Here is a 23,589-nt window from a genome sequence, read left to right on the forward strand (position 1 = left end):
TAGTCTGAATTAGACTAATCTGTATAATCTAGTATCTTTATGCTCAGACAATAGCAAAAAGTTTACCTCATGATTTTTAATTTTACCTTATTGAATCCTACTTCAATATCATTCATCTACCTTGCATTTGTTGACGATCAACAACAGCAACTTCTTATTAAAACTCCTTTAAAAATTATTCCGGCTCAATGGGACGAGGAGAAACAGCGCCCTACTAATATTTATCTAAAAAACTTTAAAAAGCTAAATACAAAGCTGGATGCACTGAAGATTGCAATAGCTACTTATCTTTCTGACTTAAAGTCGAGTAAAAAGGATTTTTCGATTAGGGCAGTGAATCGCTTAGTCAAAAAATGCTGCTCAGAGGCGACGTCTTCTCTTCCAGTAGGTGGACTGCTACAAAGTGTAGACAATTTTATCAAAAGCCGTCTGCACCTTATTACTTCGACCACACACAAACGCTACCTCGTATTCTTCCGTTTATTAAAACGCTTTGAGGGATACCAGCGAAAATATCTGATGTTAGATCAGGTGAATAGCCTTTTTGTACAGCAATTTATTGCCTATGGTGAAGCCGAAAACTACAGTATAAGCACCATTCACCGCACCATACATTTTGTGCGCACAGTACTTAATTTTTTAGAAAAAAGAGGCGTACGAACTTTTGTTTATGAATTAGAACTGCCCAAGGTCAAAAAAATAAACCATGCAGTCAGCCTCAGTGAAGATGAAATTAGCACAATAAAAAATATAGAGGTGCCAGTCCATCTGAAGGCTGCAAAAGATTGGCTAGTGATCAGTTGTTACACAGGCCAGCGTGTGTCCGATTTTATGAATTTCAATCTGGATATGATGGAGATTCTGGACGGCAAGCCCTGTTTATCCTTCACCCAACAGAAAACGCAGAAAAGCATTTTACTTCCACTTCATCCTACGGCATTAATTATTATGTCGAATAACGGGCATCGCTTCCCACATAAAATGACTGCTCAAAAATATAATGAGCAAATCAAGGAAGTGACACGCCTTGCAGGTATTACCACGCTGGTAAAAGTCAGGAAGCGAAAGGGGTTTCGATCTTCAGACCAGCTTATTCCAAAATGTGAGGCCATTACCAGCCATATCGGCCGTAGGAGTTTTGCCACAAATTTTTACGGTAAAATTCCTACAGCATTGTTGATGGATGCCACTGGACACAGTACAGAACAGATGTTTCAACGGTATATCAGCAATGTGGATACCGAACGTACCCGATCCCTAGGGACTTACCTGGAAAACATGTATCAAAATCGAAGCAGGACAAAAGAAGATCAGTCAATCAGTTAGGTTATACACCTAACTGGGAAAATCGAGTACTTGCCGAGTCAATTGGTATTTACAATTTCAGTGGATCGCCAGCTTATTCTTTAAGCCAGAAGGAAGAGCATCTTTGTGAAGCATCAAGGCTGTGCTTTTATAGCGTATATATTCTTTCGTGAGGTAGACAAAGCCCTGGAAGGCATTGCCCCTGCCCCAAGAATTCTTGGCTACATAGTATTCTTTTCCACTTTGATCTCTTACTTGGCCTATAATATGTAACGCATGATCATCTGTTGTTTGCCATGCATCAAATGCGCTTTGGCGCGCCATAGCATCAACTTTACGTTCAGGTTGTGGCCTGACGAATTGCGTCTTCTTTTCTTCCGCTGTCATCTCTGATGCCGACTTTTGGGAAACATACGCAATGCCATAAGGCCAGGAAAAACCAGGTTCCGAAATGTCAACTGTACACGCTACCGTAAAGCCCTTTTTTAAAGCCTGATCAATAACAGCTGTTAGGTCTTCCATTGGTAAGTTATAAAACTGACTGAAAGACCAATTGTCGGGAATCAAAAAAACAAATGATTTGTAATAGGGAGCAGTGGCAACAGAAGCGATGTGCATATATTGATCCGGATCGATGCCTATCACATGATCAGCAAAACTACGTGCTGTATAGGATTTACCCTGATAGTCAAAATTCACGGGAACTTTGCCCAGATAGTCATCCATTAGCAGCTCCACATCTCGCTCCCAGCTCCTTTTCAGCTCCCTGCTTTTTACCATACTGGATAGTCTACTGTTGAGTACAGCGCGCAGCCCCTTAAAGTTGCTCGAGCTTTTACCCGCTTTAATTCCCGTGTAGGCAGCTCTAGGCATCGCCCCATAAAGACGCAGTATCTGCATGACATCGTGAAGCTGTCCACCCTCATTTAATTTTAGGCCACCGTGCAGGCGCAGGTAGTTTCTCGCTCGTTCAAGATAAGCCTTCCTGACGGTATATAGTGGCGAAATCGCTACAGGATCTCTACCCATTCGGATCATTTCTGATTCGAGAAAAGAGTTCCCGGTATAAGACCAACAGGTATTGGAAGCGCCCTGGTTCTTCACTGTTGTACTTTTCAATCGGATCAACTCCGTAAAAACAAACTCTGACTTGAGCAACTTTATATTTTTCGGATAATAAAATCTATAAAGTACGGCTACGGCTGCCAATATAGCAACGATGATTGCTAAAATGATCCAATTCTTTTTTTTCATGATAATCTACCCCCGCAGATAACTGCCGTAAAGCTGGGCAACAGTTTCTTCATAGCCCAATAAAACAATAGTCCCAACAGTATAACAATAGCTGGGCAGAGAAAATACAAAAACAGCAGTGTAGCATCCGTTTGCGGTCTGATCTGGTTAAATAAGAATTTGATAATAAAAACCAATGGCAAACGGTGGTAAGCAAATATAAAAAAGCTGGCGCTGGCCAAAAAGTAATTAGGCCGCCAGAGTCCCTTTTCGATAAAGCAGGCGGTTACTGCAACCACGCTTATTAAGCCTACCAATACACTAGCACAGTAGCTATAGCTCCACCAGTCTTCGCCCAAACTATAAAATGACGATACGAGCAGCAGGATATAACATGGAATTGGCCAGGGCAAGAAAGACTTCATGAGGAGCACAAAATTCATCTTATGCAAACTAAAGTAAGCCCCAGCCGAAAAGAAAAAGAAAGAAACCGTACTCCATCCAGGCAGATAAAAATAGGGATTGCAGACCCAGATAGCCCCTATTACCAGCACTGCGAATAGGTGTAAGTTTTTAATTAAAATATAAACGATGGGCGACAGGACCACAAGCACCATGAGATCACGGATAAACCAAAAAGGCGAATTGATGGGTAAGTTTTTTGTCGCCTGGACATGGATATGCGAAGTATCCCAAAAAGACCAAAGCCAATCTGATATACTGTACTGAACAATTGGCTTATTGGCGCCCGATAAAAGTCCACCGAAAAAAGTCTGTGCCAGAAAGAAAAAAAGCAGTACCGCCAAGTTCCAAAAAATATAAGGAATAAACAGACTATGCAGCCTGCTCTTTAATTTTTTGAAATAGACCTCAAACGTGAAGGACTCCGTACTATAAAAAAAAAGAAAGCCTGATATAAAAAAGAAAAGCGGCACACAGACTTCGAAGACGAGCTTCGAAAATAAGAAAAAGACCTGTGCGAAAACAGGAAAATGGAGCGTATTAACCTGTTTTGAACCTTGAATGACGATATTCGAAAAATCAGTATGAATAAATACGACCCCTACGATCAGGGGGAAGCGGAGAAAATCTATAGTTTTCGACAAGAGCATTGCCGAAGTTAACGAAGAAGAATGATCTCTTTCCATGGATTGGATTTGGCTATCTTGCTTAGTGTCGTTAAATTAAGCATTTTAAACAAATTTTCTTCCTTTTTTCATTAAAAAGAAAGCCAATCCGGAATTTAACTTCCCTATTTCCCTTCTGGAATTCGATTGTCACTTTCTTCCTCTTTACCATCAGCAATCATTTCATTGACTTCGGCCATGTCACCTTCCTCCAAATGCTCAATATCTTCCGCCTGCTCTTCGGAGTAGCGGTCGATAAAAAAGGTACAGCCCATGGGAAAATGATCGGATCCAACAGAAGGATAGATAAACAACTTGTCGATAAATACGGTCGGACTATGAAACAGCAGATCCAAAGGAACTCTGAAAAACCAATAATTGGCATGAAAGGTGGAAAGAATACCCCGACCAATACGTGCATCAATCAATTTGCTGGTTTTTTTAAACAAGAGCGAAGATTTGGCCCAGGCTACATTGTTAAAATCCCCAGTAACGACCACTGGCATTTTATAATCGCGTACCCGTTTGGCGACACTGAGCAGATCGCCATCCCTTTCTTTGGAAGTTTCTTCTTCGGTCGGACTCGGTGGAGGTGGATGAACAGCAAAAAAGATAAAACGATGTCCATCGGCGGTTTCCAGTTCAGCTTCAATACTTGGAATATCATCCGCCACAAAATAATGCACCTGACATTTGTTGATGTTCAGATTGGTATAAAAATGCATGCCGTAGGTATTGTCGAGCGTTACCTTCTCAAAATTTGGATAATCACTTTCCAGCACACGTAAGGCTTCTTCCCATGCCGCATCGCTTTCCATGGTCAAAAAAATATGCGGTTTTTCTTTCTGAATCAGGTCAATAAAGCGATCATAAGCCGTATTAAATTGCAGTACATTACAGGAGATCACTTTGATACTATCAGAAGCATCCTTGCCCTTTTCATATTTTTCACGACGCCAAAATTTGGTATAGCGGATCAATATATAGGCATGGTATACAATCAGCGCCAACTGTACTACCTGCAAGCACCATATCCAGGAATCATCCCCCACGAGATAAAAACCCATCGCCAATGCGGGCACCTGAAATACCAGCAGCTGCAGCTTCACAAATTCAGCTACCCGAAAAATCCAATGCTGGCTTTGGGCAAAGGGCAATACACTCAGTAAAATTAATAATCCTGAGAAAACAGTATAGAAAATCAGCATATCATTCGCGCAAACATTTTAAACAAACTTAAACAAATTACGTTTATTTTCAACAGACCATCATTTATCAAGCGCTCGTCAGCTATTACATACCCTTTTGTTCGCCCTCCATATAATCCACCCGTGTTCTGGCCAATGCATTCGGGAAGTTCGTGTGGATATACGCAATCATTTGTTCCCGAATATAACAGCGTAGGTCAAAAGCCTGACCCGAATTGCGGCAGCTCATCAGGCAGCGGATCTCCATGGTGCGCTCTTTAAAATCAGTCACCTGAAGCACGTTTACTTGACCATCCCAAAGCGGATGTCCGGTGAGTAATGCCGTCAGTTTCTCACGCAGTAGCTGGACAGGTACGGTAAAATCTGTATAGATAAATACAGTACCTAATATTTCAGAAGTCGTGCGTGTCCAATTTTGGAAGGGTTTTTCAATAAAATACGTGATGGGCAATACCAAACGGCGTTTGTCCCAGATATTGACCACGACATAAGTTAGATTAATTTCCTCCACACGCCCCCATTCCCCTTCAACAACCAATACGTCATCCATACGAATGGGTTGTGTAAAAGCAATCTGAAAGCCAGCGAGGAGATTTCCCAAGGACTTCTGTGCAGCAAAACCGATGATAATACCGCCAACCCCCACTCCCGTGAGCAAACCGGCGCCGATCTTTTGCATACTATCAAAGCTTAAAAGGATAATTGCCAATGAAATCACAATAATCAGCGTGACCACCACTTTTCGGATAAAGACAATTTGCGTCCTAATCTTTCGTTCGCGCAGGTTATTCTCCTTATTGATATCAAAACGATGGTAGAGATAATCTTCAAAAACCTTAATCCCCTGTATCAGCACAACTGCAAAGAAACTGACCAATAAAAGTTCATTGATTTTGCTCACCACGCGGAGGGTCCTTTCGTTAAATTGTGTAAAGGGCAATAGACTATTGAAAACAATTAATGGGATAAACACACTCAGCACACGATTAAAGCGGCGGATAAAGGAACGGAAAAGGGAGTAGGATTCCTGTTGGATGGCCTGACGCCGTAGTAGAGGAATAAATATGAGTTTAATCAGGATACCGATCAAAAATGAAAATAGGATTAATGCAATATTCCAGAGCCAGGCGGGCCACTTCTGTGAAAGTTGAATTAATGTTTCGTTCAACATAGTGTTATTTCTTTTTGTTTACGACTTATATCTCATTAAAGTATAACTGCCATGAAGGTCTAACGTTTGTTTTATTTTGAAAAAAATCGGTTGAAAGGATAGCTAAGAACAATTTTACGCATATAGCTAAACTTAGACGAGCATTTACCGATCCAAAAAAATGGGATTTAAAACAAAATTTTACACCTTCCATACGATTAAAACCACACAAACACACCCTTATTCAATAAAGAAGAAGTAAAAAATCAAACAAAACACCTATTTGCCACAAATAGACAGGAAATTGAATAAAAAAAACATGATATTAATAATAAAATGCAAAATAACAGACACTCTGAACTAAAATATCAATAAAAACAACCATAAATTTAAAAAATTAGATAAAAAAACGGATTAAAATTGCAAACAGAACAAAAAAAACCATATATTTACATCACCTTGATAGGTTTATAATTGGTTATTTGAAGGTTTTCATTCTCCCCGAGTGAAAACCTTTTTTTTATTTTATATTTAAACATCAAAAAAGGTGCTTTTTAAACATCCTTTACAATAAAATCCAATCAATCTCTAGCAGATTACCAGAAATATTCCCAAGACCCTCAATTCCCAACTTAAATTCTCAGTATCTAAACATTTTGGTAGTGATGAATAGCCTTTTGGTATGTTTTTTGAGCCTAAAGAGCCAATTACAAACAGATGGTAGCTTTACATGGCGTGCTTCACATAAACATACTATAAAAAAGATATTGACCGTTTATAATAAAGTTCAAAGCGTGGGAATTTCAAGCTTTCCAAGAAAAATTAAACCAAAACATAGAGATAACAATGAGCAAGAAAAAAGACAATTCTAGATGGCTGAATGTGGCCATATCCTGGGGAGCGAGTATCGTCATCATCGGGGTACTATTTAAGATTCTACATATCGGCGGCACCACAGCCAATTATATGATCGGAATCGGTTTAGGTGTAGAAGCCTTCCTTTTCTTTTTAATGGGTTTCAATCCGCCTGCACCGGAACCAGACTGGACCCGGGTTTATCCTGAATTGGACGACAATTTTAATGGTGAGCTACCACAAAGAGGAAAAGCTGTTGTTGCCCAACCCGCAAGTCCATCGGCCACAGCCGCTTTGGATAAGATGTTTGCCGATGCCAATATTGAGCCCGCAAGCATTGAAAATCTCGGTCGTGGCCTGCGTGATTTTAGTGAAAAAGTATCCGCCATCAATAAACTGTCTGATGTTTCATTAGCAACCGAAGAGTTCACGAATAAACTCCGCACAGCAACTTCTAAGTTTGACAACTTAAGCCTAGCGTTTGAAAAAGCTTCGCAAAACCTAGTCGCCATGTCGAATACCTCGGGTGACACATCCAACTACCACGAGCAGGTAAAAAGTCTGACGACCAATCTAAGTCAATTAAATGCGATGTATGAGCGTGAGTTACGCGATTCGGCATCACATTTACAATCCATGAACAAGTTTTATGAGAACCTAAGCTTTACCATGCAGAACTTCAACGAATCGCTGGATGATTCCAAAGCGTTTAAAGATGAAGTGGGCAAGCTAGCGAAAAACCTCAATGCCTTGAATGCCATCTATGGCAACATGTTGAGCGCGATGAATCAACCGCGTGTGTAATTAATTCTTGTATCACTTAAATCAAAAACAATGGCATTAGGAAGAGAAACTCCAAGACAAAGGATGATTGGCATCCTCTATCTGGTCTTGCTCGCCTTATTGGCGCTCAATGTACCGGATTCCATCTTGGATGCATTCAAAAATATTAACAACAGTCTCGAAACATCCAAGTCGAATGTCAGCACGGCCGTTCAGCAGCTGTTCACCGCATTCGAAAACACCAAATTAAAGGAAGAGCCCGCACGTGCCAAGCCCATTTATGACAAGGCTAAAAAAGCACAGGCTATTATTGGGGAACTCAATCAATATATCGCTTCCTTAAAAGAAGAGTTCGTCAAACAAGGCGGTGGCTACGATGAAGAAAAGGGCGATCTTGCTCAACGTGAAAACGAAGACATCTCCCCAAATCTGATGATCAACGAGAAAAAGGGTACGCTCTTAAAAGACAAAATCAATACCACGCGTACCAAACTATTGGCCCTACTGACACCTGAAGAACAAAAAATGGTTTCATTCTCTTTGGAGGCGAAAGATCCAGAAAAGGCTGTAAACGGCAAAAAATCCTGGGAGGAAATTAATTTTGGCAGTGGTACCCCTTTGACCGCAGCCATGACCATCTTGACCAAAATACAGACCGACGCACAAAACGCAGAGTCTGATGTGGTTAAGCTTATTTTAGGTAAAATGGATCAGGCCGTCGTGAACCTCGATAAATTTGCAGCGGTTGCTGTAGCTCCTACATCTTATTTGGTGCAAGGACAGCCCTATAAAGCCGAGGTATTTCTAACGGCGTCCGATTCCAAATCTGAACCGGCCATTTCTGTTAATGGATCATCACTTCAGGTGGTGGATGGAAAAGGTGTTTATTCGGTCAATACCAGTCGTGAAGGTATTTATACCTGGACCGGTGTGATCAAAGTAAAACAGACAGACGGATCTTATAAAGAATATCGTACCCCTGTACAGACTTATCAGGTTGCGCGTCCTTCGGCGGTCGTATCACCAGACAAAATGAATGTACTTTATATCGGAGTGAACAACCCGATATCGGTATCAGCTCCGGGTACATCTACCGATAAAATCCGCGTCAGCATGAGTGGCGGTAGTATTTCCAGCGCGGGGGGTGGTAAATATAATGTGAAAGTAAGTTCTCCGGGTACAGCACATATCTCGGTTTCGGCTGAGGTGGCGCCAGGAAAAACACAAACCTTGAGTTCGACAGAATTCCGTGTGAAACGTATTCCGGACCCTATTGCCAAGTTTGCGGGCAAAACAGGAGGATCAATGGCTACCGTTGCACTTAAGGCACAAAATGCATTGTTTGCAAAACTGGATAACTTTGACTTTGATGCAACTTTTAGGGTCACCAAATTTACGATGATCATTGCCAAGCCCCGTGCGGATGCAATCGTACTGTCCACTTCTGGAGGCCAGTTAAGCTCAAGCATGTCATCAGCCCTCAATGGCATTGTACCAGGCACACGCGTTATCTTCGACAATATCGTTGCTGTAGGACCTGATGGAACCTCCAGACAGCTCAATGCAGTTGCTTTGACGGCAAATTAATATAACCGACCTACATCTACTACGTAATAAGCCCTGCTCCCAAAAAGAAGCAGGGCTTTTTTGAACCTACTTTCTCCGCCGCCACCAGATCCAATAGCTTAAACCAGCTAACAAAACGGTTCCTATCGCAAAAATATCGGTTGACAACACTTTATTTTCCCGTTTCACACGCGAATCCGAAACGCTTGCCGCCTCGCTGTTTGCCTGCCGCAACTGCCAATTCTCTTCGGCACGTTTTATGTTCGATTGGTGGGAAAAAATTCTTCCGCGCTTAGCCCATATTCCACTATCCGGGTGAAACCAGAATGCACTATCCGTACTAAAATACCAATAGGAAGACAAACTATCCTGCTGCTTCTGATGAAATTGAAAATTCTGCTGCTCATATTGATTATGGATCTTCGTGGATTTCTCTTCCAGCTGTTTTTTTCCCTTGAAAACGCTACAGCTGATGACTACCGCAGTACTGATAATAAAGAGGAAAAACAGGAGGTTTCCAACGACCGAAATTAGATATTTATTCATGACCGTGCCCTCCTCAATCGATCCAATTTGCAATCGCATAAATGGTTTTTAAGGGTCTCCGCCGCGATTCTACCCGGTCATGGCTATTGCCTTCTACCGAAATCAACATATGACCCTGTATAACTTTAACTAGGCCTACATGATGGATCCGTTTCAATTGGCTGCTATAGATCGCAAATAGATCTGACGGCTTGGTATATCCCTTATCGATTTGGTTTTGTGGACGACGACGTGCTTTCGGAAATAGCGCAGGACTCCATGCGCTGCGCGGTATTGAAAGACCAGCCTGCCCATAACACCAGCTGGCAAATGCGGCACACCATTCATAACCATCACCTAGGCCTACATAGGCCAGGTACTCCGAAATCTCTGGCCCCTTATTATCGCCTCCGGCCTCCCTTACCCCTATTTCATTCGCTGCAATTTCATAGATCTGCTGCCTAAGCAGATCGGTGTTACGTCCTGTCGTATAAGCATTGCTATACGTTTTCTCTAAAACAGCATTTCCAGTAGGAGCAGAAATGCAAAGAGCAATAGAAAGAAAACCGAGAAATAAAGAATGGATTGTTGCCATGAGTTCAATTGATTAAAATGGTAATAAATATCCTGTCTATAATATTTGAAGGGTCTCCATAGGTATTCCAGCAACCAGATGCAGCAACATATAAAGACCAGTCCGGCCATTAGCCCAAAATAAAGCAGGGACAGTACCCCCAGATCAAGCGCAGCTGATGCCGGGTCGAAAAATTGTAATATACTCCCAACAAATAGGAAAATAATTACCAGTAATATACTTGCCATACCGAGCAGATACTTGGGCTCAATCGGTAGTTTTTGTGTTAGACCATACCATGGTCCTTTCATTTCTACACTGTTCATAGTGATATAATTTAATGATATAAAATAGTTATACCTTACCTACATATTGACTGCGCGAATAGCGGTTCCGATTCCGGTCGCGCACCAAGATAAAGACATCGAGGCCGACATTTTGCATGTAATCCGGTAGTTCGAGCACTAATCCTGAGTCCGAGCGCGTTACCAGCGTCTCATTACGGATAGCAACTCCGGCTATCGGATCATAAACCACTAGTAGCAGCTCGTCATCGTGGTTTAAGGATGTAATCTCACCACCGTCAAAACTCAGCCGCAAGGCATTATTTTCCAGTCTAATATTTTCGACGCTTACATCCTGCACGGGGCCATCGGATAGCAGGATAAGAGCCGGATCAACATACAACTGGGGGTACTCACCCCTGATAGCATATTTTACAGCATGCGCCATCGCCAGATTGCGTGCAGACAGATGCTTTGCTTTTTCCCGCTGTACACGCTGCGCAAACCCGTCCTTAATAATCGATGCCAATGGAAGCAGATATTGGCTCGCCAGGTAAAACTTCTGCTGCGTCAGCAGCATGCCTATTGTCTTATTTTGTTTTCTTTTTTTCATCTGAAACTGTACTAATGATAACGTTCAAATTTCCTTTCTAAAATCTGCCAGGGGCAAATGATCCCCTGGCAATTGATCCAGCTTATGCGAGCATTATTTCACCGAGATAACTGCTTCTACTGATTTTGGTCTTTGTCCGATCGGACATAAAATACCAGATATGCACAGCATCACCCAGCAGATGCTCAGGTACCCCAAATGTGACCTCTCCATCTTGCCTTTTCGCCACGGTCGGCGAAGTCATAAATTCATCTTTCACCGGATGATAACAGATTAAATAAAATAGATCGTCACCCTTTGTTTCGTAGACATCGTTATTAGCCGTCGACCAGACCACTGTTAGGGCATCTGAATCGAATCCCGCTTCTACTGTTCCACCACCACCGTAGATTCCATCGGCAATTCTGATCTTGCTATAATCCAAATTAAGTGAAGGGTAAACACCCTGAATAGCCAGTTCCTGATTCAGCTGAAAAGCATAGTTAAGTGGCGTGATACGGTCTGCCTTCTTTTGGCCAAAACCGATTTTTAGAAAATTATTGATTGGCAGCAGAAAGCGCATCAGTGTCTTAAATCTTGCCTGCACAATGAGCTGCGCTTCCGTATAAGGTTTGTTGCTCTTTTTAGCGAGTCCTCTGATGTAGTTGATGCTCTTCCAGCTGGCACCGATCACTGAGCCGGCCTTACCACTAAAGCCCCCGTTTGCTCCGTTTACTATTGTTCCCATTTTTAAAAATTTTAAGGATTAAAAAATAAATCGCCAAGATTTTTATACCGGTATTTTTGCTTGACAGAACAAACATAAGGCATTCATAAACAGAAAAATACAGGACAGAACCGATTGTCCGACGCTTGTCCGAAGGTTGCCTACGAATTGTCTGACGACCGCCAATAGCCAACGCCAACGCCGCTGCACAGACCATTGACAGGGCCGCTTATGACCTGCGTCTGAGGTTAACCTATCAGCTACCGACGAAGCCCCTAGTTCCGACCTAGTTTAGTAGGTAAACACTAGGTCTAAACTAGGTGCAGACTAGGGATATCATCGAACAAAGCCTATGGAAGGAGTGAATAAAGGCATAAGCAGGCGCGAGGCGCTAGCCATTTAAGTAACGTTTGAGCCGGAGCACGTCATCAAGCTTAAAATACTTTTTGCCCCCTTTATCGCGCTGGTACACCTGAATAAGGCCTAAGTTTTGATACCGCAGCAACGTACGGTCTGATACGCCTACGGTGTCTTTGACAAATGCTGTATCACGAAGTTCGACAGTAGAATCCGCTGTCTGAAAGCTATCCTGTATTGCTCTTTTTAAAACTTGTATTTCTGTAAAGAGTATATGTAAAGCCTGCAAGAGATGCGCATCTGTCTTACGGCCGATATTGTTAAACGAATCTTTTCTCATATTTTTAATTGTTTATAATGACAAATACGCTTAGCCACCAAGGATATTGGAGTTAATGAAGCTAAAGAAGTCTGCATACAGTTTCTTATCACCTACAGGAAGTGTTTTTTTCGTCCCTTCAGTCATCAAGACACCGCCGACTCCATAGCTGTAAAAAAAATTGATATTAATTACAATACTCTGATGGCATTGCTTAAACCACTTAACCGGCAGTCCCGCCAGTACTTCCCGCATGGTACTACTGCAGCTCAGTGTTTTACCCCCGATCATGTGAAATTTAACCTGTCCATTGGTACTTTCCACATAAACAAGTTCTTTCATACGTACCTCCGTACGCTGATAACGCACCGGCCCTTTGATCATAAAATAATACGTATAATTTTCCAGTGAATCGTGATCAGCGAGTGGGATCAATTTAGCGAGCGCTTCATCCACCCGGCGCAGTGCGGCATAGAAACGGCTCTTAGACACCTCTTTAAGCAACACATCAACGACACCGAGATCATATCCCGGATCTTCGTATTGGCGGTGTGCCGTATAAAGTATCGTTTTTAGATTTGAGCTGGGTAAGGTTCTTAAAAAATCGAAAGCGTTAATCCTTCCAAGCTCCACGTCGAGGATCATAAAGTCCACTTTGTTGGCACGCAGAAAAATCCGGGCTTCCTGCGGATCACTAAACGTTTTGGCAATCTGCACATAGCCAATCTCTTCGACCATCTTAAGCAGATGGTCTATATGCGACTTTTGGTCATCAATGATGATTCCTATCCATATTCTATTCATATTTTCCGTCATTTTTTGTTCCTTTAATTAGTTGTAGCGTTGCACGCATAACGTGAGTTCATAATGCTCATCGTCCTGCTTTTCTTCCATCGAAAAGTCCGTTCCAAAGAGGTAATCCATGCGTGTTCTTACATTCCGAAGTCCCACATCGTGACTTGGTAGGATTTGAGGACCGCTTCGTTTTCTATTTTGAACCGTTATCCGATAACCGGCATGGCCGACAAGGATGTCGATTCGGGCCGGGTGATCCTTATCCCACAAGTCCGCATGCTTAAATAAGTTACCAGCGAGCGTCTGCAATACTGTTGGTGCAATACTAAATCGCATCAGGTTGCCCGAGCAGGAAAGTTTTATGTAAAAAGGATTTGGTTCGACTTTCTCCTGTATGGACAGATACTGCTTCAGTGCTGTCACTTCATCCGCCAATAAAATATGGGTTGCCCCCTCCACGTGATGAGCCTCCATATAGAATTTCATTAAGCGATAAATTTCCGAAAGCTGCATACCCAATTCAACATCATATGGGTCTACCTTATTTTTTAAATGGCTAAAGATATTCGCCATCATATGCGGATGCACCTGCGCAGATAAGGTTGTATACTGAAAGGATTTCATGCTAGATTCTGCGGCGAGACGTGCGTTTACAGCTTCAAGCTTATCACTTGATTCACGAAGCTTGCTCTTATAGTAATAATAGCCCACCGCCATGACCGTATAATTACTGTGCATGACGAGAAAGGTCTGGATATACTTCGCCCAACTAAAAGCGTGTTTAGTGATGACATACCTATTATTTATTATCTCCAGACCAAATCTTCCATACAATTCGTAGTACACGAATATTCCGGAGAGTAAATAGAAGCCTATCATCAACACTAGAGTTCCCAGTATATGACCCCGATCGTAAACATACTTCAAGATCAGATAAACCGCATAGAAGATGATCGCACAATAAAATACGGTGATGAAGGAAGCTCCCAGATTCAGTCTGGAATTGCCCAGTGCATTTACCACGAAAAAATAAAAACTATATCCTATCCAGAAGTAGCAGCGCAACAACCACTTTCCTTTAAAGAACCTATTCATATTATTGGTTTATATTGATAACCTAAAGATAATTATAACATCATGTTTAAACAAGTATCTAGATCAATTTTTCAAAAAATAGTTCCAGGCAAGCGATAACTCAGGTAAGTAAATTTATCAAGCAGCAACTGTTTCTCCTTCATGCTAAATGAAATTATGCGATTAGTTGCCGGCCAGGATGCTACATCCGAGCTCGGTGACATGATTTTGTGTAGGTAAAACCAGGCCTCCCAGGCCTCCGGATATTCTAATAAGGCTTCCTCAAAATCCTCATAAATAATGCGGCTAAAATAGTCCGTAAACTGCCTGCCGCTCGGAAACCAGTTTTTATACCAATGACTCAATTCACAAATAACAATGGGCTCATTTTCTGCCACTATTCTGGCAATCAAAACGGTTATATTTTTTTGAAGCAAAAAAGCCATATGTAGAATCCCATGCTTTATCTTAATGCTGCCATTTAGAAAAGGAATTTCCCTTAATTTTTGCGCCTGGAAATCTTTTGCGGCACTTACCCCGCCATCGAGGTAGCAGAATATGTGAAAGCCAAGATCCATCTGCTGCCTTAACTTAAAGAAAAGATAAGGATCCTCGGCTTCCAGAAATACAACTTGTTTTTGCCAACGATCACCGAGCAAAGCTGCGTAATGCTGTGACTGCTGCAATATAACCTCTTTAGCCACAGGTATACAAAGTTTATAGCCGCGCTGAACCAGAAAAGCTGGGACGGCCCTATAGTAGCCAAAGTGAAAACTTAAGATAAATTGAGCGCGTTCTGGAGCAATCCAATAGGTTTCGTCCTTAAACTGAAATTTAATAGCGTCCGTTTCTGCCTGCCGCCTTGAGAAATTGATCGCCGCACGGTGTAGATTTTGCTGAATATCGAGCTGATGGATACCCAAAAGATGCTGCACATTGGCCGAGAAAAAAACAAAGTCCCGCCAGTCCTTTTCGGTGTAAACCTGCATAGCGGCTCTCCAAGTAAATTGCATATAAAAATATTTTAGGGTTAATATTGGGAATATGCTATGCCCAAGGATAAGGCATAGCATACTCAGTTATCACCACGTTCTTAAGGGAAAACGATATTGCATTTCCCTCCATCGTCCTCTTCATCACTACCTAACATCAGGTCAGTGATGGTCAGAGGAGGTGGATTGTATAGTCCAAATTGGGCTAATAATGTTGTTATTTCCACGTTGTTTCTCGTAAAAGATAAAACCATAGGCTGTTCTCGCAACAGCATTACGGCTTCAGGCACTGAAGACTGTGGATCGATCGGGAGTAAAATTTCAACTAATAATTGGAGAGCCAAAGGACATCGCCTTCATCTACCATTTGGTTCCTAAACTTTCCTTTTTGTAGATAACTTCGGGGGCAAAAGAGGTTTTTCTAGAGGCAAAAGATCTTATAGGGGTAGTTTCGTCATTGATCTTCAATCATCGTAGTTTTGTTAGTTCAATAGATATTACTGTCAGTAAACTCGATAAACCAACAAAACACTTTATTATGTCAATTAAGCATAACCCCAAGGCGGGATTCAAACTATTATTTGATTTTTTGGGGAAATATCACACGATAGATCAATTTCACTATCAGTGGGCAAAGGACAACCTCAAAGTCAAGATTGTCAAACGAGGCGAGCAACTCAGTTCAGCTGACCGTCATTCGGAGATGACCTATTTTGTCGCGAAAGGCCTCCTGGCACGGGTCGAAGAAAACAACGAAACAGGCAAGCGCAGGATCATGAGTCTGGCTATTCCTAATATGGCTTTGATGACGACCAATCACCTCTATACACATCATCTACACAGCGGGCATATTGTAGCACTCCGTTCAGGAATTATTATTGCGATCCCACATTCGGTACTACGGCAGTTTCAGGAACAGGAAAAATCCATCGATACATTGATTGACGTATTGGGTAATAAAAAGAAGAGGCAACTGGTTTTGCTTAGGCAGGCTACCTTGGGCTACTCGCCTTTTGAGCGCTACCTCAACTTTGCCCGGCTGTTGCCCGAAATTAAAGCTGCGACCACTCAAATTGAGCAGGCAGATCTGCTCGGCATCTCGCGCCACACGGTTCAGCAGGCGCAGTATTTTCTGCTGACGGGCAAATATGCTCAAAAATAGCTCCTATGGTACAGGCCTATATCAGACTTGTTTTGCATGCAACTTTGTATTAGAGGCAGCGAAATTGCTGGCTTTGATAAACATTTTATAAACTAAACATTAAGCTTATGCTTACAAAAAGAAACAGCTGGCTACGCGCCGGCACATTAACCGTATTAGGATTGGGCCTCGCTTATGGAGCCCAAAGTTTCACCGAAAAGGAAGAGGTGAAAATGGAGAAAACAGTATCAAGATCACTTGATGATCAGACTTGGTACAATAATGAGCTGGTCAATTCAGATCCAACCAATCCAGCGAATTATGCGTTGACACCTAAATTTGAGTGTGGTGACGATGACCAGGAGATCTGTTCCATCAAAGCACCAGACAACGGTTCGGGTCAGCCCGATATGTCGCATCAAGTATCACCCGGCGTGACAGTTGAGGATCAGATTGAAGATGCAGTATCCAGTTCCAACACCAACACTACTGTACAAGCATTTCGCTCCAACCAGTAAACAAGAAAGCAGGCTTCCCTCATCGGAAGCCTGCTTCCGTTTCTTACCTCGGATTTTGTTCAATATTACTTTGATTAATCACTTCGTCCGGAATGGGATATAGATAACGAGCATCGTTAGCCGGTAGCTCATATCGTTTTGTCTCTCCATTAGTTATGACCTCCCGTACTAAATTTACGGCATGGCTGGGTTCCAGGTTCAATCGTTTCAAATCTGACCACCTTACACCCCGAAATAACATTTCCTTACGGCGTTCATTGAGAATAAAAAGCAATAAATCTTTCGGATCTGACAATTTTAATTCCGTAAATGAACCCTTTCGGATCCGATGTTCCAACAGTTTATTGATATCGGCCAATGCAGCCTCCGTAGCTCCTAAACGGGCATTGCATTCTGCACGGATCAGAAAAAGCTCATCGTTGGCAAAACCCGCAAAATAAGTAGCCGAACGTCCAGAATAATAACCTTTGAAAGCATATTCTGTTGCATTCACGGATCTAAAATAAATGAGTTTGCGGAGATCATTAGCATCAAATAGGTTATATACTGCCATAGGTATTCTGGCCCGGCTACTGTTCAGTGCAGCACTCCCCGAAATAGTCGAGCCATAGTAGATCATCTCTACGTTTTTAGGCGTGATGGGGTAATTGAGCTTAGCATCGATGACATTAAAATCCATCAAATCTGCATTTAATCTCAGGCATTCATTGGCATAATACCTTGCTTGCTCATAGTCTCCAATACTCAGATATATTCTTGCCAATGCTGCATACGCTGCTCGTTTGCCCGGTCTATTGATCTCAGCGGCCTGATCCCTCAAATACGGGATTGCCCCCTTAATATCATCAATAATCTGTTTGTAGGTGTCATGTACCGTAGCACGTGTAACAGGAACATTAAAATCAGAAGTCAGCCGTATCGGCAGCCCAAAAGGGCTATCCACGGCCTCATTATAAAGCGGGCAATATAACTGAGCCGCATAGAAATGTGCCAGTCCACGAACAAATAGGGCTTCGCCTTCAATATCTTTATTTTTGATTGGCTTCAGACGATCCACGCCTTCCAGCACAATATTGGCGATCATAATGGTATTATAACAGGCTCTCCAGTAGGCGACATCCGTTGAGATCATTTCTTTATCCCATCGATAAGCCTCCTGAAAACTGGCCAACATATTATTGTAGGTATCATGGTTCAGATAATAGTCATCTGTCCCCAATTCAATCAATCCCGGATAATAGAGATTGATCTGAGACTCAAAGTCCAAGAGCGCCCTTAGGTCCTCTTCCTTGTCGGGCGTCGCCGCAGATAACTGCGGCTTTTCGTCCAAAAATTTAGTACAAGACTGGCAGCAAAGGCTCCATAGGAAGATGCCTATCCATATCATATTTTTCATAATCTCTTCCTTTCTATTAAAAATGAATTGATAACCCCAAGCTGTAATTTCGAGCGGGAGGCATATTGTTAAAATCGGGGTCTATGCCCCATTTGTTGGCTTTCCATAACAGCGCTACATTGTTGGCCGAAGCATAAGCCTGTACGGGAAACTTACGCATGAGCAGCCATTGATATTGCAAACGAATATCCTGCAAGCGTATAATATCCCCCTTACCAATATTGGCTTCCGAGTAAGCATAGAAATCATCACGGTTTGAATTGGCCGGATAAGTCATCGATGGAACGGTTGTTTGAGATTCATCTCCCGGATTCTGCCAACGTTTGGCATAATCCCCATGCGTACGCCAACCATTGAAAAGATCGAGGTACCGAATTGTTTCCTTTTGGAAGAAGTGGCCAAACTTGTAGGCGATATTGACACTCAAGAGCCAGGATTTCCAGCTAAAAGTCTGGTTGAGCGAACCGTAATATGGCGGGATTCCCGAACCGTGGTACACCAGATTTTGGATAGAGTCTGCCAGGATTTTAGTATAATCCTTAGAAATAGCGCCTTGCAGCGATCCCTGCGGATCGCCATTTTCAGGATCAAGTCCCATAAAGCGGTAAGAGAATACTGGATAAAGCGCCTTACCTTCGACTGGAGAAACATTTCGCCCAGAATAAGCTGTAAAGGTCAAAGCACGCCAGGTACCGCCGTAATACTTGTCCACTTTATCCTTATTGATTGTAAATAGCACCTTCGCGTTCCATTTAAAGTTTCCATCCAATATTTTTGCATTGAGATCAATATCGATACCCCTTCCCGAAGCAATAGCCACATTCCTTCGCACAGTACTAAAACCATAAGTCGGGTCGATGGGATCCGAAGCAAAAAGGTCCGTCGACTTTTTAAAATAGGCATCCGCGGAAAGCATAATACGATTATTGAACAAGGAAGCGTCCAACGCTACATTGAACATGCGGACATCTTCCCAACGGAGCGATGGATTGGGCAGCAACGAGACGATGGCACGTGGAAAAGTACTGACATCTGTATTTAGTCCCGACATATAACTGATAATAGGCAAACTAGTTGTCATACCACCCGAATTACCACTATGCCCTAATGTAGACCGCAGCTTCAAGCTATTAACCATTCTATTCTTCGGGAAGAAAGCTTCGTCCGACAGCTTCCATGCCAGTCCAGCCGACCACAAAGGATTCCATTTGTTGTTGGCATTTACTCCGAACAGGTTAGAGGCATCTTTCCGGCCGCTTACCGAAAAGATATAACGCCCCCTGTAGGTATAGGAAGCATTCCCAAATAGCGATACATATCGACGCATTCGTTTATCAAACCCATTTGTATAGGGAATACGGCTCAATCCACTCAGACCATCATAGATCGGATAAGCGTTTATCGGATCTATCAGTTGGCTATTGTACAGATTTTCATCAAAACCGTAGGTTGTAAACAGGCCGCTTTCTTCCGTCCGTGCCGACACTTCAGCCCCGCCAAAGAAACTCAGTTCATGTAGGTCACTCCATTTGTGTGCAAAATTGAGCTGTACTCTTCCTTTATGGCTGGTGAAATCATTGTTACCATTGGTCAGTATCCCTCCCAGCGGCACAATCCGTTTTACCGTCCCATTATCGATCTGCGTAAAACGGTTGATCAGATCACGCGTGAAGAAAGATTCCTGTCCGCGTAAGGTTCGATTCGCACCCAGTTGACCTTCAAAGCCGTATTGGCCCGTAATATCCAGGCTATTCCACAGTTGGACCGACAGCTTAAGCCCTGCATTCCAATAATTGGTATTATTATTGGCTCTGGATGTACCAAATTCGTCCAAAGGTCGGTAAAACCAGTCCAGCAGGCCCTCATTGCGCGTCGCTACAGACTCCATATACCTAAAATTATATTGTGATGGAATCGCCAGCGGATTTCCGGCATCGTCCATCAACTGTGCGTAAGGATATAGATTTGTCCTACCTCCGCCGACACCTATTGGATAATCAATGAGGTCCGGATTATAGCTGTTTTTCATATTGGAATAAAGCAAGTTGCTCTCCAGCTTAAAGTGTTTCCAGAAATTCAGCTGATAACTTCCATTGATCACCAGCCGTTGATTGCTGCTCTCCCTTTTGCTGAGCATATTTCTATCGTAGCCGATCCCTACCCGGTAACCACTCTGCTCACCACGGCCTGACAAGGCGATGCTATTTTGGCTTAAGACACTATTGCGATAGACGTAGCGGAGCAGGTCTTTTCGATAATCCTGCGTCTTATATTGTTCGATACGTGCATCCATCTCCTCTTGTGTGACTAATCCTTTGGATAGATCATACAGGCCGTCTACAACTGGAGAAACAATACCCCTATTCGAATTAGTACCGTTCAATATGGTATTATAAAATCCTTTATCAAAAAGCATTTTTTCGACATCGATAAACTCTGCCGAAGACATTTTAGGTAAATACATCAGGTCAGGTTTTGCGGTAATGGTCAGGTTAGACGAAAAGTCCACCGCTGTTCCCTCCTGTTTATTGCGATTTTTTAGTTTGATCACGATAACACCATTTCCAGCCCGTGCCCCCCAGACCGATGTCGCTGCGGCATCCTTAAGTAGCGTAACACTCTCCACATCATTCGGATTAATCGCATTTATATCACCCTCAAAAGGGAGATCATTGACAACAATTAGTGGCCCCATGAGCGCACTGGAAAGCGTATTGATACCACGAATATTGATCTGATTGGTACCATCGCGCCGATCCATCTGCAGCGCTGAAAAATTCCCTTCCAGGCGGTCCATAATGTTGGCCGATGATAGTCTCTGGGTTATGATCTTATCATCTACCTGTGCAAAAGCCCCTGTAGCACGGTCCTTTGGAATGCGCTGATAGCCTGTTTCGACCATCACCTCATCAAGCTGATTTGTTTTCTTGGTAAGAACGATCCAAAAGTTCTTATTTTTGGATTCAGCGAGCGCCAGTACACGCGTTTCATACCCCATGTAGCTGACAGATAGCCGTTCACTAAGATCAGTCGCCGATACTTGAAACTTACCTTCGCGATCTGTCCTAGTTTGTGTTTTCGTTTTTAACAGCGTAATGCTTGCGCCGGCAACTGGGTGGGTTGACTCATCTACTACTGTTCCAGTATAGTTGTGCTGCGCTTTCAATTCCATCTGCATGAAGCATAATGTAATGAACAGCGCGTAAATTAACCATCTAGTCATAATTACCTTGCCCCCTCAACAAGTCAATTACATTATCAATCTGTTCTTTATTTACGTATGTATGACCTGTAATTGCCAGCACGGTACCGCGTGGCGAGATCCACACATATCTCGGAATTGAAGCATGCGGGAACAAGCGTATCAAGTATTCATCATCATACACAGTAGGGAGCAAATTTCCTCCTATCCGAGATAAGGTTTCGTTATAGGTCTTTTTAATTTTTTGGAGATCATCCCGGCGATGTCTGGTATTGACAAGGACTATAGCTAGCGTATCTGCATACCGTTGACTCAGCTTCTCTCCTTTGGGCATCTGGGTTAGACACATTCCGCACCATGAGGCCCAGAAGTCCAAGATGACCAACTTACCTTTCAGGTGTTTTAGATCTGTAGTGACAGCCTTACCATTCGTGTAAACTTTATACTGTCGGGTATAAACATCTTCGGGAACCCGATCGCCTACATTGATTGCTGCAACTGCAGGAAGCCCATCCGCCCCGCTGTCCTTGCGGGGCGTCTGAGCAGATAAACTAAACATAGAAACCAAACACAGCAGTATCGCTCGTGCTCGTTTGCTCTTAAAAGCCTTGTATAAATTATAATTATATAGTATTGATTTCATCATCTTAAGGGTTTGGTTGGTTAATGGATTGAAAAAAAACGTTGATTTTTTTGGTTAGTCTGATTTCTTCCATATTCAGGTCCAGTGTCGACAGTTTTACTTGGGTTGTATCTAAATGGCGGCTATGCGTCAGGAAATAGGCTATTAGCGCGCGCAAAATATCCGACAAAAACAGCGTTTGCTGTAGAGCCTCTAATTTGCATTCAGTAGCTGCACCGAGGGTTTTGCATTTGAGGTCTAATGCGTAGAGGTTTTCGCGTATTGAGACTAGCGGATAATTATCCCAAAAGCTTTCGATACATTTCAATGGATCGTAACTGTCTTCATGGATCTCGTAGAATGGCCTGTCAAGATGCAGGAGATCTTCATAAATGGCTTTCATGTGTTTAGTTTTTAGCTGTGACCATAGCACATAGCATTCCCTATCCGACCGAAATCAGCTGTTTTTGGGAATGCCTAAACTTGCTTAGGTCAGGTAAACAATAATTTAATTGAGGAGCTAGATCGCATTTGAATGGTTAATCACAAAGGTTATATATTGGCGTGATGCAATCCATAGCAGTGTAGGGTCAAATCATATTTGACTTAGCTACCCGAGCTACTCGGGAGCAGTAATAAGATTTTTTGTTGTCTGTTTTTTCATCACTTTTCAGTTTATCTCGCTAAAAAGCTTTGAGTGGAATATATAGTAGGCTCCCCCCGTACGCTCGACACCCCCTAGGAAGGGCAGAGATCGAAACCTCTAAGCATGTGCACGGGGAGAGCCTACATTTGTAGTCAAATATACAAAATGTAGGCATTTTCTCACCGCTGCTTTACATGCTTAAGATTTCCTAGGTCTGTCGAGCAAAGCTATTTCAGATCAAAAATGTACACCTCTATAATGAGGTTATAAGCAAATATAGTAATAAATAAACAATAGGACAAATATGTCTCAATTTAAATTATAACATTTCAAGATATTTCTTAATATGGCTGGAAAACAATATCGTGATCAAAAATATCTAATTGAATTGGGTAACCGTATTAGACTTATAAGAGAAGACAAAAAATGGTCACAAGAATATTTTTCTAATATCTGTGACATTGAAATACGTCAACTTGGACGCATAGAAAGAGCTGAAACAAATTCAACAATTTCAATTATTAAAAAGATTGCAGATAGCCTCGATATTACCTTATCTGAATTATTAAATTTTTGACTTTGGATAATCAGTGATAGC

The 23,589-nt window shown here is 42.3% G+C and carries 23 protein-coding genes; 6 read left to right on the plus strand and 17 right to left on the minus strand.

Annotated elements, in window-relative coordinates; translation table 11 throughout:
- Positions 1–69 precede the first annotated feature (69 nt).
- Positions 70–1,326 carry a tyrosine-type recombinase/integrase gene (locus tag B3P16_RS22820; RefSeq protein WP_286844540.1) on the plus strand — a complete coding sequence of 419 codons (1,257 nt, stop codon included), beginning with the start codon at positions 70–72 and terminating at the stop codon, positions 1,324–1,326.
- Between the two features lie 57 nt (positions 1,327–1,383).
- Here B3P16_RS22820 and B3P16_RS22825 read toward each other — a convergent pair whose 3' ends face one another.
- The 4 genes from B3P16_RS22825 to B3P16_RS22840 all read right to left on the minus strand — a co-directional run bounded on the left by B3P16_RS22825 (position 1,384) and on the right by B3P16_RS22840 (position 6,044).
- A complete protein-coding gene (locus B3P16_RS22825; protein WP_286844541.1) occupies positions 1,384–2,559 on the minus strand; it encodes a C1 family peptidase in 1,176 nt (391 codons plus the stop codon).
- Positions 2,556–3,686: an acyltransferase family protein gene (locus B3P16_RS22830; protein WP_286844542.1), complete on the minus strand. Its 1,131-nt coding sequence runs from the start codon at positions 3,684–3,686 to the stop codon at positions 2,556–2,558. Before B3P16_RS22830 ends, B3P16_RS22825 begins: the two co-directional genes overlap by 4 nt.
- 104 nt (positions 3,687–3,790) lie before the next feature.
- Positions 3,791–4,873 carry an endonuclease/exonuclease/phosphatase family protein gene (locus B3P16_RS22835; protein WP_286844544.1) on the minus strand — a complete coding sequence of 361 codons (1,083 nt, stop codon included), beginning with the start codon at positions 4,871–4,873 and terminating at the stop codon, positions 3,791–3,793.
- A gap of 85 nt (positions 4,874–4,958) precedes the next feature.
- Positions 4,959–6,044 carry a mechanosensitive ion channel family protein gene (locus B3P16_RS22840; protein ID WP_286844545.1) on the minus strand — a complete coding sequence of 362 codons (1,086 nt, stop codon included), beginning with the start codon at positions 6,042–6,044 and terminating at the stop codon, positions 4,959–4,961.
- A gap of 825 nt (positions 6,045–6,869) precedes the next feature.
- Between B3P16_RS22840 and gldL the strand changes: the two genes are divergently transcribed.
- Positions 6,870–7,682: a gliding motility protein GldL gene (gene gldL / locus B3P16_RS22845; protein WP_286844548.1), complete on the plus strand. Its 813-nt coding sequence runs from the start codon at positions 6,870–6,872 to the stop codon at positions 7,680–7,682.
- A 30-nt stretch (positions 7,683–7,712) separates the two neighbouring features.
- On the plus strand, positions 7,713–9,248 hold the full coding sequence (gene gldM, locus B3P16_RS22850) for a gliding motility protein GldM (protein WP_286768670.1): 1,536 nt from the start codon (positions 7,713–7,715) through the stop codon (positions 9,246–9,248).
- A gap of 66 nt (positions 9,249–9,314) precedes the next feature.
- Here gldM and B3P16_RS22855 read toward each other — a convergent pair whose 3' ends face one another.
- The 9 genes from B3P16_RS22855 to B3P16_RS22895 form a co-directional block, all read right to left on the minus strand.
- The gene (locus B3P16_RS22855; protein WP_286844551.1) at positions 9,315–9,812 is read right to left on the minus strand and encodes a hypothetical protein; all 498 of its coding nucleotides are present in this window, start codon (positions 9,810–9,812) and stop codon (positions 9,315–9,317) included.
- The gene (locus B3P16_RS22860; protein ID WP_286844553.1) at positions 9,787–10,347 is read right to left on the minus strand and encodes a CHAP domain-containing protein; all 561 of its coding nucleotides are present in this window, start codon (positions 10,345–10,347) and stop codon (positions 9,787–9,789) included. The genes B3P16_RS22855 and B3P16_RS22860 overlap by 26 nt, the downstream gene beginning before the upstream one ends.
- Positions 10,266–10,652, minus strand: coding sequence for a hypothetical protein (locus B3P16_RS22865; RefSeq protein ID WP_205400149.1), 387 nt, complete (start codon positions 10,650–10,652; stop codon positions 10,266–10,268). The genes B3P16_RS22860 and B3P16_RS22865 overlap by 82 nt, the downstream gene beginning before the upstream one ends.
- A 28-nt stretch (positions 10,653–10,680) precedes the next feature.
- Positions 10,681–11,223, minus strand: coding sequence for a DUF6266 family protein (locus tag B3P16_RS22870; protein ID WP_286844555.1), 543 nt, complete (start codon positions 11,221–11,223; stop codon positions 10,681–10,683).
- An 82-nt stretch (positions 11,224–11,305) separates the two neighbouring features.
- Positions 11,306–11,950 (minus strand): DUF6266 family protein, encoded by a 645-nt coding sequence (locus B3P16_RS22875; protein ID WP_286844556.1) that lies wholly within the window; start codon positions 11,948–11,950, stop codon positions 11,306–11,308.
- A 370-nt stretch (positions 11,951–12,320) separates the two neighbouring features.
- Positions 12,321–12,626: a hypothetical protein gene (locus B3P16_RS22880; protein ID WP_286727193.1), complete on the minus strand. Its 306-nt coding sequence runs from the start codon at positions 12,624–12,626 to the stop codon at positions 12,321–12,323.
- A 30-nt stretch (positions 12,627–12,656) separates the two neighbouring features.
- Positions 12,657–13,409 carry a LytR/AlgR family response regulator transcription factor gene (locus B3P16_RS22885; RefSeq protein ID WP_286844557.1) on the minus strand — a complete coding sequence of 251 codons (753 nt, stop codon included), beginning with the start codon at positions 13,407–13,409 and terminating at the stop codon, positions 12,657–12,659.
- 27 nt (positions 13,410–13,436) lie between these two features.
- Positions 13,437–14,495, minus strand: a complete 1,059-nt coding sequence (locus tag B3P16_RS22890) for a histidine kinase (protein WP_286844559.1) — start codon at positions 14,493–14,495, stop codon at positions 13,437–13,439.
- A 71-nt stretch (positions 14,496–14,566) separates the two neighbouring features.
- Entirely contained in the window at positions 14,567–15,487 is a 921-nt protein-coding gene (locus B3P16_RS22895) for a hypothetical protein (RefSeq protein ID WP_286844562.1), read from the minus strand.
- Positions 15,488–16,004: 517 nt separating this feature from the next.
- On the opposite strand from B3P16_RS22895, the gene B3P16_RS22900 reads away from it, so the two are divergent.
- Both B3P16_RS22900 and B3P16_RS22905 read left to right on the plus strand, forming a co-directional pair.
- On the plus strand, positions 16,005–16,628 hold the full coding sequence (locus B3P16_RS22900) for a Crp/Fnr family transcriptional regulator (RefSeq protein ID WP_286844565.1): 624 nt from the start codon (positions 16,005–16,007) through the stop codon (positions 16,626–16,628).
- Positions 16,629–16,735: 107 nt separating this feature from the next.
- The gene (locus B3P16_RS22905) at positions 16,736–17,125 is read left to right on the plus strand and encodes a hypothetical protein (protein WP_259255377.1); all 390 of its coding nucleotides are present in this window, start codon (positions 16,736–16,738) and stop codon (positions 17,123–17,125) included.
- 43 nt (positions 17,126–17,168) lie between these two features.
- Here the strand turns inward: B3P16_RS22905 and B3P16_RS22910 are convergent, their stop codons facing one another.
- The 4 genes from B3P16_RS22910 to B3P16_RS22925 are packed head-to-tail and all read right to left on the minus strand — an operon-like array spanning position 17,169 to position 22,748.
- Positions 17,169–18,521 (minus strand): RagB/SusD family nutrient uptake outer membrane protein, encoded by a 1,353-nt coding sequence (locus B3P16_RS22910; RefSeq protein WP_286844569.1) that lies wholly within the window; start codon positions 18,519–18,521, stop codon positions 17,169–17,171.
- A gap of 16 nt (positions 18,522–18,537) precedes the next feature.
- A complete protein-coding gene (locus B3P16_RS22915; RefSeq protein ID WP_286844571.1) occupies positions 18,538–21,693 on the minus strand; it encodes a SusC/RagA family TonB-linked outer membrane protein in 3,156 nt (1,051 codons plus the stop codon).
- A 43-nt stretch (positions 21,694–21,736) separates the two neighbouring features.
- Entirely contained in the window at positions 21,737–22,369 is a 633-nt protein-coding gene (locus B3P16_RS22920) for a TlpA family protein disulfide reductase (protein ID WP_286844572.1), read from the minus strand.
- A 1-nt stretch (position 22,370) separates the two neighbouring features.
- Positions 22,371–22,748, minus strand: a complete 378-nt coding sequence (locus B3P16_RS22925; protein ID WP_286844573.1) for a hypothetical protein — start codon at positions 22,746–22,748, stop codon at positions 22,371–22,373.
- 589 nt (positions 22,749–23,337) lie between these two features.
- Between B3P16_RS22925 and B3P16_RS22930 the strand changes: the two genes are divergently transcribed.
- A complete protein-coding gene (locus B3P16_RS22930; protein WP_286844575.1) occupies positions 23,338–23,568 on the plus strand; it encodes a helix-turn-helix domain-containing protein in 231 nt (76 codons plus the stop codon).
- Positions 23,569–23,589 lie beyond the last annotated feature (21 nt).

It is taken from the genome of Sphingobacterium sp. UBA7631 (assembly GCF_002483935.1).
GTDB classification, from domain to species: Bacteria; Bacteroidota; Bacteroidia; order Sphingobacteriales; family Sphingobacteriaceae; genus Sphingobacterium; species Sphingobacterium multivorum.